At 70.6% G+C, this 10275-nt stretch carries 9 protein-coding genes; 4 read left to right on the forward strand and 5 right to left on the reverse strand.

Going from position 1 to position 10275, the window contains the following annotated elements; all coding sequences use genetic code 11:
* On the reverse strand, positions 1–444 hold a 444-nt coding region (locus KBX53_RS11050), incomplete at its 3' end, for a hypothetical protein (RefSeq protein ID WP_210858981.1).
* A gap of 253 nt (positions 445–697) precedes the next feature.
* On the opposite strand from KBX53_RS11050, the gene KBX53_RS11055 reads away from it, so the two are divergent.
* On the forward strand, positions 698–1303 hold the full coding sequence (locus tag KBX53_RS11055) for a copper resistance CopC family protein (protein WP_245233571.1): 606 nt from the start codon (positions 698–700) through the stop codon (positions 1301–1303).
* A 172-nt stretch (positions 1304–1475) separates the two neighbouring features.
* Here KBX53_RS11055 and gltX read toward each other — a convergent pair whose 3' ends face one another.
* From gltX to KBX53_RS11070, 3 genes are read right to left on the reverse strand one after another with little or no spacing between them, the layout of a single operon-like run.
* The gene (gene gltX, locus KBX53_RS11060) at positions 1476–2885 is read right to left on the reverse strand and encodes a glutamate--tRNA ligase (RefSeq protein ID WP_030330259.1); all 1410 of its coding nucleotides are present in this window, start codon (positions 2883–2885) and stop codon (positions 1476–1478) included.
* Between the two features lie 51 nt (positions 2886–2936).
* Positions 2937–4214, reverse strand: coding sequence for an MFS transporter (locus tag KBX53_RS11065; RefSeq protein ID WP_030330257.1), 1278 nt, complete (start codon positions 4212–4214; stop codon positions 2937–2939).
* Positions 4211–5560 carry a GH1 family beta-glucosidase gene (locus tag KBX53_RS11070; protein WP_036411063.1) on the reverse strand — a complete coding sequence of 450 codons (1350 nt, stop codon included), beginning with the start codon at positions 5558–5560 and terminating at the stop codon, positions 4211–4213. Before KBX53_RS11070 ends, KBX53_RS11065 begins: the two co-directional genes overlap by 4 nt.
* Positions 5561–5748: 188 nt before the next feature.
* Here KBX53_RS11070 and KBX53_RS11075 point away from each other — a divergent pair, with 188 nt between their 5' ends.
* A complete protein-coding gene (locus KBX53_RS11075) occupies positions 5749–6195 on the forward strand; it encodes an SRPBCC domain-containing protein (protein ID WP_030330254.1) in 447 nt (148 codons plus the stop codon).
* A gap of 399 nt (positions 6196–6594) precedes the next feature.
* Here the strand turns inward: KBX53_RS11075 and aceE are convergent, their stop codons facing one another.
* Positions 6595–9333 (reverse strand): pyruvate dehydrogenase (acetyl-transferring), homodimeric type, encoded by a 2739-nt coding sequence (gene aceE, locus KBX53_RS11080; RefSeq protein ID WP_030330252.1) that lies wholly within the window; start codon positions 9331–9333, stop codon positions 6595–6597.
* A 171-nt stretch (positions 9334–9504) separates the two neighbouring features.
* Between aceE and KBX53_RS11085 the strand changes: the two genes are divergently transcribed.
* Together KBX53_RS11085 and KBX53_RS11090 are read left to right on the forward strand one after the other, a co-directional pair.
* Complete coding sequence (locus KBX53_RS11085; RefSeq protein ID WP_210858982.1) at positions 9505–9855, forward strand: hypothetical protein; 351 nt, start codon at positions 9505–9507, stop codon at positions 9853–9855.
* Between the two features lie 26 nt (positions 9856–9881).
* The coding region (locus KBX53_RS11090) for a YjbQ family protein (protein WP_210858983.1) at positions 9882–10275 on the forward strand (394 nt) is incomplete at its 3' end.

A 10275-nucleotide genomic window follows, 5' to 3' on the forward strand; every position in this document is an offset into this window, starting at 1 on the left:
CACACCGGCGGTGCGCAGGGTCTCGGACATGCTGAGCCGACCCAGGAACCAGCCGGCGCTGGTCTTGCGGCCGTCCGGCTGCTTGGCCGGCCGGTAGACGCGGGGGCCACCGACCGCCTTCGGATAGAGGTCGTAGGTCTGCTTCGGCGTATCGCCGGCGAGCACCACGACCGTGTATTTCGGACCGAGGTTGGCCGCCTTCGGACCGGTTGGCATGCCGGTGCGAGCGAGGAAGTTGACCTGATCGATGATCGCGCCCACGAGAGCGGGCTCGGCGTCCGCGCGCATTCGCAGCGGCTCGGACAGCCCTGTGCCGGTGATGTCCACTCCGGCGGGTGCCGGCTTCGGCGCGGCCGAGGCCGAGCCGGCGGTGCCCAGCGACAGCAGTGCCGCCGCCAGCGTGCCCGCCAACACGGCGGCCAACCGCCTCATGTGTCGGACCATCCCGCCTCCTCGCCCCGCTCGATGGATGGCTTCGTCGTGACGTCCGGACCGACCTGCCGGTGCGGGCATCGACCAGATGGCCGCGTCCACTCCTACAGACTCCGCAGAACGTCGATGAGTTGCAGCTTTCGGAACAGTAATTGGAACTATCTGCGATCTCTGCTCGACTAATGAGGAGCCGTTTGATCAGCGGGCGGATCGTACCCTTACGGAGGGGTTCATGGGGGGCAGGGTTACACGTACGGTGCGGGTCATGCCAGTGGTCCTCGGCGTGGCGTTCGGTGTGTCGTTTCTGGTGCCGCCCACACCGGCCGCCGCCCACAACGAGCTGACCGGCAGCAACCCGCGCGACGGTGCCCGCGTGGCGACGGCACCCGCCCGGGTCGAGCTGCGGTTCCTCGCCACGCCGTCACCGACAACGACGAAGATCACCATAACCGGACCGGACAATGTGGTCGCTGGCGGCCCACCGGTCTTCGCCGGCAGCCGGGTGCGGGTGCCGTTCAAGCCCGCGGCGGCGGGTCTCTACATCGTGGGCTACCAGCTCGCGTCCGCCGACGGGCACCCGGTGAAGGGCGAAGTGCGGTTCACCCTCACGACCGGTACGGCCGCCGACCCGTCCGCCTCGCCGTCGACCGCCGCCGGGACCACAGCTACCGGGTCGCCCTCGGCTGGCGCGTCGCCCTCCGCCGTGCCGGCGTCGACCACCCCCGCCAGCTCGACGGCGTCGACGGTGCCGGCCGCGTCGGAGCAGTCCGACTCCGGCGGCCGCTGGTGGCTCTGGGGGCTCGGCGGCGTGCTGCTGCTCGCCGCGCTCGGAGCCGGCCTCGTGTTCCGCCGCCAGCGAGGGGTTCGGTGACTCTCTGACACTCACCAACCCGGGTGGGTCAGGTGTGCGCGCCATCCTTTGCTCTGCACCCGCGGAAGCGACGGTTACGGTCTGCGACCGGTGCCTATTGGGGTGCAGAGCAAAGGCGGGGCGATGCGGAGTTGGGCCGGCGACGCGCCCGTGACGCGTCGATGCGCAACAGTCAGACCAGGCGGAGGCGGGCGGCGCGGATGCGGGTCAGGGTGCGCTCGCGACCGAGCACCTCCAGCGACTCGAACAGCGGCAGACCCACGGTGCGACCGGTGACAGCAACCCGTACGGGTGCCTGCGTCTTGCCGAGCTTGAGGCCCCGCTCGGCGCCGACCGCCTCCAGCGTCGACTTCAACGACTCGGCATCCCAGGACTCCAGCGCCTCGAACGCCGCGACGGCATCGTCCAGCAGCTCGGCGGAGCCGTCCTTCATCGTCTTGGTCCAGGCCGCCTCGTCGATCAGCGGCGTGGCCAGGAAGAGGAAGTCGACGTTCGGCACGATCTCGCTGAGCACCGCGATCCGGGTCTGGGCCAGCGGCGCCACGGCGGCGAACGCGTCGGCGTCGAACTCCTCGGGCTGCCAGGGTGGCGGCGCGATGGTGTCGGTGCCGGTCAGCCACGGCTGGCAGGCGTCGATGAACTCGGCCACCGGCAGCGCGCGAATGTACTCACCGTTGAACGCGCGCAGCTTCTTCTCGTCGAAGAACGCCGAGGAGAGGTTGACCTCGTCCAGCCGGAACTCGTCCTCGATCACCGACCAGGGCACGATCTCCCGGTCGCCGGACGGGGCCCAGCCGAGCAGCATGAGGTAGTTGCGCATCGCGCCGGCCAGGTAACCCTCGTCGCGGTACGCCTCCAGGGCGACCTTGTCCCGGCGCTTGGAGAGCTTCTGCCGCTTCTCGTTGACCACCACCGGCACGTGCGCCCAGACCGGCGGCTTGACCCCGAGGGCCTCCCAGAGCAGCTGCTGCTTGGGGGTGTTGGGCAGGTGCTCCTCGGCCCGGATCACGTGGGTGATCCCCATGGTCATGTCGTCGACGACGTTGGCCAGCAGGAAGACCGGCGAGCCGTCGCCCCGGGCGATGACGAAGTCCTCGATGAGCTTGTTCTCGAAGGTGGGCTCACCGCGGATCAGGTCGACCACCACTGTCGTGCCCTCGTCCGGCGTACGGAAGCGCAGCGCGCGACCCTCACCGGGGCCGAGGCCGAGGTCGCGGTGGTAGCCGTCGTAGCCCTGGTACTGCGAGCCGGTGCGGGCCTGCACGTCCTCACGGGTGCAGTCGCAGTAGTAGGCACGGCCCGACTCGTACAGGCGCGCGGCGGCGGCCCGGTGCTCACCGGCGTTCGCCGACTGGAAGTAGGGGCCCTCGTAGCTGCCCCGGGTGATGCCGATCCAGTCCAGGGCGGAGAGGATGCCCTCGGTCCACTCGGGCTTGTTGCGCGCCGCGTCGGTGTCCTCGATCCGCAGCACGAACACGCCGCCCTGCTGCTTGGCGTAGATCCAGTTCTGCAGCGCCGAGCGGGCGCCGCCGACGTGGAACATACCGGTCGGGGAGGGGGCGAAGCGCACACGTACTGTCACGTCCCCCAGCCTACGGCGGGCGGCGAGCGCTTTTGGGCACGGCCCCCTGACTCAGGGCACCGAACGGATCTTGACGACCAGGGCGCTGCCGAGGAGGGTGACCACGGCGGTGACCGCGTAGAGCGTGGGATAGCCGCCCAGATACACCACGAGCGGGGCGGAGAGCGCCGGGCCGAGCACCTGCGGCGCCGAGTTGGCGATGTTGATCACGCCCAGGTCCTTGGCCCGGTCGGTGGCCCGGGGCAGCACCTGGGTGATCAACGCGGCGTCCACCGAGAGGTAGACGCCGTAGCCGGCGCCGAGCAGCAGTGCCGCGACGATGGCCACCGGCCAGAGCGGGGCGACCGCGAGCAGCAGCGCCGCCACCGCCATGATCAACCCGGAGACGATCACGTAGACCTTGCGGCGGCCGGACCGGTCGGACAGTCGGCCGGCGACCACAGCGGTCAGCATCATGCCGAGCGTGTAGAGCAGGATCAGCACCAGCAGGCCGCCCTCGGGGTCGGGGTGACGCACCCCGTCGCTGAGGAAGTACAGCAGGTAGAGGGTGCCCAGCGCGTTGCCCAACTGGACCAGGAACCGGGTGATCCAGGCCCAGGCGAAGTCCGGGTGTTGGCGCGGGCTGATCCACATCGAGGCCAGCAGCGCCCGCGTCCGGAGCACCGGTCGGTGCGTCCGCGGCAGAGGCTCGTCGGGGGTGAGCAGCGCGAACGGCAGCGACAGCAGCAGGATGGCCACGGCGATGGCCAGGTAGCCGGCGGTGTTGCCGGTGACCACTGCGGTGACGAGCACCGCGCCGAGCACCAACCCGAGCGCCTGCGGGATGCCCACCCAGCCCGAGACGCCACCGCGCTGGCGCACCGGCACCCGGTCCGGGACGGCGGCGCTGAGGCTGGCCAGCATGGCGTTGAAGCAGACCTGCGCGGCCACCCAACCGAGGGCGACACCGAGGATGGTCCGCTGCTGGGCCAGCAGCACCAGGGCCGCCGCGCCGAGCACCGCCCCGCCCACCGTCCAGACGTGCCGACGACCGAACTCGCGGCCGGCGATCCGCAGGCAGGTCCGGTCGGAGAACGCGCCCGCGAGGGGGTTGGCCAGCACCGCGGCCAGTGCGCCGAGGCCGGTGACCACGGCCAGCATGTTCTCCTTGTCGCCGGGCGCGATCTGCTCGATCTGCTGCGGCAGCAGCACCTGGATCGGCGTGAAGAACGCCATCCACACGCCGAGGTTGGCCGCGAAGATCAGACCGATCCAGCCGCGCCGGACCGGCACCGTCGGCTCGGCGAGCGCCGCCGGCAGCGATGCCGGCGTCGGGTCGAGGGTGGTCACCGCGCCGACCCCGGCCGGCTGGCCGCGATCACGTCCCGCAACCAGGTGTACGACGACTTCGGCGTACGGGTCTGGGTGGCGTAGTCGACGTGCACCAGACCGAAGCGCTTGGTGAACCCCTCGGCCCACTCCCAGTTGTCCAGCAGCGACCAGACGAAGTACCCGCGGACGTCCACCCCGTCGTCGAGGGCGGCCCGGACCGCGCGCAGGTGCCCGTCGAGGTACGCGATCCGCTGCGGGTCGGCCACCCGCCCGTCCTCGTCGGGCACGTCGTCGTATGCGCAGCCGCTCTCGGTGATCTCGATGGGTGGCAGCGCGTCGCCGTACGTGTCGTGCAGCCAGCCGAGCAGCTCGCGCAGCCCGTCGGGGGCCACCGGCCAGTCGAAGGCGGTACGCGGGTAGCCGTCCAGCGCAACCAGGTCGAACGGCAGGGGTGAACCCTCCTCGGCGGCCCGTACCCCGGTGGGGTTGTAGTAGTTGACCCCGAGCACGTCGATCGGCGCGGCGATCGTGTCGAGGTCGCCGGGGTGGACGATGCCCGGGTCGAGGCCGGGTAGTTCGGGGTAGCCGCGGCCGAGCAGCGGGTCGGTGAAGAGCCGGTTGTGCAGCGCCTCGTACGCCGCCCCGGCGGCCCGGTCGGCGTCACTGTCGCCGAGTATCCGCACCGGCGAGTAGTTGTTGGCGATCGCCACCGGGCTGGTGGTGTGGGCCCGTAGCGCGGCGACGGCGAGCCCGTGCCCGAGCAGTTGGTGGTGGGCGGCCGGGAAGGCGTCGAACAGCAGCATCCGGCCGGGGGCGTGCTGGCCCATGCCGTAGCCGAGGCTCATGTGGATGAACGGTTCGTTCAGCGTGATCCACAGCCGGACGCGGTCGCCGAGCCGGGCGGCCGTCTTCTCGGCGTACTCGGCGAACCGGGCGGCGGTGTCGCGGTGCAGCCAGCCGCCGGTGTCTTCGAGGGGTTGCGGCAGGTCCCAGTGGTAGAGGGTGGCCACCGGGTCGACGTCGGCGGCCAGCAGCTCGTCCACTAGACGGTCGTAGAAGTCCAGGCCGGCCGGGTTGGCCGGGCCGGCGCCGGTGGGTTGGATCCGGGGCCAGGCGATGGAGAACCGGTACGCGTCGACGCCCAGGCCGGCAAGTAGCGCCACGTCCTCGGTGTGCCGGTGGTAGTGGTCGCAGGCGACCGCGCCGCTGCTGCCGTCGCTGATCCGCCCGGGTGACTGCGCGAAGGTGTCCCAGATGGACGGACCTCGGCCGTCGACAGTGGCGGCGCCCTCGATCTGGTGGGCCGATGTGGAGACGCCCCAGCGGAAGCCGGTGGGGAACTGGGGCATGGGTGCTGTCGACATACGCCCTCCCGGTCAACGTGAAACGTGCTCGGGACTTTAGGGCGCTGTCGATGAATGCGCCATAGGCCGGCCTGGCGCATTCCGCAATGGTTGATCGGCGTGTCTTTTTCCGAACCCGTCCTGGTAAGTCCGATTTAACGCATAGAGTGCCGATATCGTGGGATGTCCTCACCGGAGGAAAGACGGAAATGATCCTCGTGGAACGCAGTGCGCACGTGGCGGCGCCAATTGAAGTGGTCTGGGATGTCGTGCAGCGGGCCGAGCAGTTGCCGGCCTGGCTGGCCGGGGTCCGTGCGGCCGAAGTGCTCTCGGGTGAGGGCTTCGGGCGACGACAGCTGGTCCAGGCGGGGCGCGGCTCGGCGCATGAGGCCGAGGTGATCGCCTACCAGGAGCCGACGCTGATCGGCTGGCGGGAGCGGGCCAAGGGTGCCGGTGCTCGTGCGGAGGCGCGCACCGAAATCTACGTCCAGCTCACCGCCGACGAGGAGGAGGGCGGCACCATCGTGCGCCTCATCGTGGTCCGCTGGCCGGCCGGCCCGGTCAAGGCGGCCCTGCTGCGCCTCGGACTGCGTCGGGTCGGCGCCGACCTGGAGGACTCGCTGGCCCGGCTCACCGACCTGGCCGCCGTCGGCTGACGAGCGCCCATCCTCCCGGCGTCACCCGCGACGGCGGTGGTCCGGATCCCCGCCAGGGCTCCCGGACCACCGCCGGATCGCGTCCTGAGGGTGTGCGCTCGCGCCACTTCGCGCGCGTTGCTGGACCCGGCCCGGCCCGGCCCGGCCCGGCCCGGCTCGGCCCGGAGGCCCCGAGCTCGTGGAGATCGTGCTCGATCCTGGATGTAGTGGCCTCACCGCTGGCCGAAGCCACTACATCCACGATCGAGCGTGATCTTGCGGCGGGGCGGCACTTGGCCGCGGCGGTGCCCGGTCCGGGGGCGGCGTCCAGATGGGCGGGGACGGCGCGGGGGCGTACCGAAAGACGAGGGCCCGGCACGCGACCGCGTGCCGGGCCCCTTCGTCCGGGTGAACCAGGACCTAGCTGTCGCCGCCGGTCTCGCCGACCGGGGCGGCGTTGACGTCGTCGATCGCGTACTTCTTGGCGGCCTCGGCCGGCACCGTGGCCGGCACCGCGCCGCTGCGGGCGAGCTGCCGCAGCGTGGCCACCACGATCGACTCCGCGTCGACGTGGAAGTGGCGGCGCAGCGCGTGCCGGGTGTCCGACATGCCGAAACCGTCGGTGCCGAGCGACGTGTAGTCGCCGGGTACCCAGCGGGCGATCAGGTCCGGTACCGCGCGCATGAAGTCGCTGACCGCGACCTTCGGCCCGTCCGCGTCGGCCAGCTTCTGCTGGATGTACGGAACCTTCGCCTCGGCGCCCGGGTTGAGCAGGTTGTACTCCTCGGTCTCCACCGCGTCGCGGCGCAGCTCGGTCCAGGAGGTCACCGACCAGACGCTGGCACCCACCCCCCAGTCCTGGGCGAGCAGCTGCTGGGCCTTGAGCGCCCACTGCATCCCCGTGCCCGAGGCGAGCAGGTTGGCCTTCGGGCCGTCGACCTGCGGGGCCGGCGAGTAGCGGTAGATGCCCTTGAGCAGGCCCTCCACGTCCACGTCGGCCGGCTCGGCCGGCTGCACCGTCGGCTCGTTGTAGACCGTCAGGTAGTAGAAGACGTTCTCCTGCGCGTCCCCGTACATCCGGTGCAGACCCTGCTCCATGATGTGCGCGATCTCGTACGCGAACGCCGGGTCGTACGCGACCACGGCCGGGTTGGTGGCGGCGATCAGCAGCGAGTGCCCGTCCTCGTGCTGAAGACCCTCACCGTTGAGCGTGGTCCGACCGGCGGTGGCGCCGAGCAGGAAGCCGCGGGCCATCTGGTCGGCCGCCGCCCACAGCCCGTCGGCGGTGCGCTGGAACCCGAACATCGAGTAGAAGATGTACATCGGGATCATCGGCTCGTCGTGCGTGGCGTACGACGAGCCGGCGGCGGTGAACGAGGCCACCGAACCGGCCTCGTTGATCCCCTCGTGCAGGATCTGCCCGGTCGTCGACTCCTTGTACGACAGGAACAGCTCGCGGTCGACCGAGGTGTAGCGCTGGCCGTGCGGCGAGTAGATCTTCGCGGTCGGGAAGATCGAGTCGAGACCGAAGGTGCGGGCCTCGTCCGGGATGATCGGCACCCAGCGCTTGCCGAACTCCTTGTCCTTCATCACGTCCTTGAGCAGCCGGACGAAGGCCTGCGTGGTGGCCACCTTCTGCTTGCCCGAGCCGCGCTTGACGTCGGCGAACCGCTCCGGGCCGGGGATGGCCAGCCGCTTGGTGCTGGTCCGCCGGGACGGCAGGAACCCGCCGAGCTGCTCGCGCCGCTCCTTGAGGTATGCCATCTCCTCGGACTTCTCGCCCGGGTGGAAGTACGGCGGCAGGTAGGGGTTGTCCTCCAGCGCCGAGTCCGGGATGTCGAGGTAGAGCCGGTCGCGGAAGGTCTTCAAGTCCTCCAGCGTCAGCTTCTTCATCTGGTGGGTCGCGTTGCGGCCCTCGAAGTGCGAGCCGAGCGTCCAGCCCTTGATCGTCTTCGCCAGGATGACGGTGGGCTGACCGGTGTGCTCGGTGGCCGCCTTGTAGGCCGCGTAGAGCTTGCGGTAGTCGTGCCCACCCCGCTTGAGGTTCCAGATCTCGTCGTCGCTGAGCGGCTCGACCATCTTGCGGGTCCGGGCGTCCCGGCCGAAGAAGTGCTCCCGCACGTACGCGCCCGACTCCGCCTTGTAGGTCTGGTAGTCGCCGTCGGTCGTGGTGTTCATCAGGTTGACCAGCGCGCCGTCGGTGTCCGCGGCGAGCAGCGGGTCCCACTCGCGGCCCCAGACGACCTTGATCACGTTCCAGCCGGCACCCCGGAAGAACGCCTCCAGCTCCTGCATGACCTTGCCGTTGCCCCGGACCGGGCCGTCCAGCCGCTGCAGGTTGCAGTTGATCACGAAGGTGAGGTTGTCCAGCTCCTCGCGGGCGGCCACGCCGATGGCGCCGAGCGTCTCCGGCTCGTCCATCTCGCCGTCGCCGAGGAACGCCCAGACGTGCTGCTGGGAGGTGTCCTTGATGCCGCGGTGCTGCAGGTACCGGTTGAACCGGGCCTGGTAGATCGCGTTCAGACCGCCGAGACCCATCGAGACGGTGGGGAACTCCCAGAAGTCCGGCATCAGCCGAGGGTGCGGGTACGAGGGCAGCCCACCGCCGGGGTGCGACAGCTCCTGGCGGAACCCGTCGAGCTGGTGCTCGCTGAGCCGCCCCTCCAGGAACGCCCGCGCGTACATGCCGGGGGAGGCGTGGCCCTGGTAGAAGATCTGGTCGCCACCGCCCGGGTGGTTCTTGCCCCGGAAGAAGTGGTTGAAGCCCACCTCGTAGAGCGACGCCGAGCTGGCGAAGGTGGAGATGTGCCCGCCGACGCCGATCTCCGGGCGCTGCGCCCGGTGCACCAGCATGGCGGCGTTCCACCGGACGTACGCCCGGATCCGCCGCTCGACGTGCTCGTCACCCGGGAACCAGGGTTCGCGCTCCGGTGTGATGGTGTTGATGTAGTCGGTGGTGGTCAGGGGCGGAACCCCGACCTGGCGCTCACGGGCCCGCTCCAGCAGGCGCAGCATGACGTAGCGGGCGCGCTTGGCACCGCGTTCGTCGATGACACCGTCAAGCGACTCGACCCATTCGCTGGTCTCTTCAGGGTCGATGTCCGGAAGCTGGCTCGGTAGGCCGTCGCTGATCACCGGGCGCTTGCGTTCCGTAGCCACAGGCGTTCCCTCGGTTGTGTGTGGGATAGGTCTCTAGCGCCATCCTGCCCCCTGGTGGCACCCCTCGTCACGTCTAGGTGCCCTGGACGCGACGCTCAACACAGGTACTCGCCGGTAACTTAGCGCTACGACCCGCTTTCGACGCTTGTTCTGGCTTCCTACCGTGGTGGCATGAACGGACGGCGCGTGATTGTCGGCGGTGTGCTGTTGGCAGTCGGGGTGCTCCCGGCGGTCCCGGCGACCTGGGTGCTGGTGTCGGGTGAGCCCGCCGCACTCCCGATCGTCATCTTCGGTCTGGCCGCAGCGCTCTTCGGCGCGATCCAGGTGCGTGCCGGCCTGCGGGAACCAGCGGCCCGGAGGGTGCGGCCCGTGCCCGGCCAGCGCGCCAGGCACGCGGACACCAGCACGCCGGCGAGCTACTACGGAAGCGACTCCGGCGGCTGGGACTGGGGCGGCGGCGGTGGCGATTCCGGTGGCGGTGGCGGTGGTGGGGACTCCGGCGGCGGTGGCGGCGGTTCCTGAGCCTGCCCTGGGGCAGAATGCGGTGTCTGCGCAGCGACGTGATCACCGTCCAGACCGGGTTCCGGCCGGCCGTCCGGGACATCACCGCGGAGGCCCAGCAGTTCGTCTCCGGTGAGGGCGACGGCCTGCTGCACGTCTTCGTGCCGCACGCCACCGCCGGCCTGGCGATCATCGAGACCGGGTCGGGCTCCGACGACGACCTGCTCAGCGCGTTGGCCGACCTGCTTCCCACCGAGGACCGCTGGCGGCACCGACACGGCTCGCCCGGGCACGGCCGCGACCACGTGCTGCCGGCGTTCGTCCCGCCGTACGCCACGGTGCCGGTGCTCGGCGGCCGGCTGGCGCTGGGCACCTGGCAGTCGATCTGCCTGGTCGACACCAACGGCGACAACCCGACCCGTCAGGTGCGCTTCTCCTTCC

Origin of the sequence: Micromonospora sp. M51 (assembly GCF_018070305.1) — a bacterium.
GTDB classification, from domain to species: Bacteria; Actinomycetota; Actinomycetes; order Mycobacteriales; family Micromonosporaceae; genus Micromonospora; species Micromonospora parva.

Coding starts and splice junctions, on each gene's coding strand:
- KBX53_RS11055 (WP_245233571.1), top strand. CDS start 698: ATGCCAGTGGTCCTCGGCGTGGCGTTCGGTGTGTCGTTTCTGGTGCCG.
- KBX53_RS11085 (WP_210858982.1), top strand. CDS start 9,505: ATGAACGGACGGCGCGTGATTGTCGGCGGTGTGCTGTTGGCAGTCGGG.
- KBX53_RS11075 (WP_030330254.1), top strand. CDS start 5,749: ATGATCCTCGTGGAACGCAGTGCGCACGTGGCGGCGCCAATTGAAGTG.
- KBX53_RS11070 (WP_036411063.1), bottom strand. CDS start 5,560: ATGTCGACAGCACCCATGCCCCAGTTCCCCACCGGCTTCCGCTGGGGC.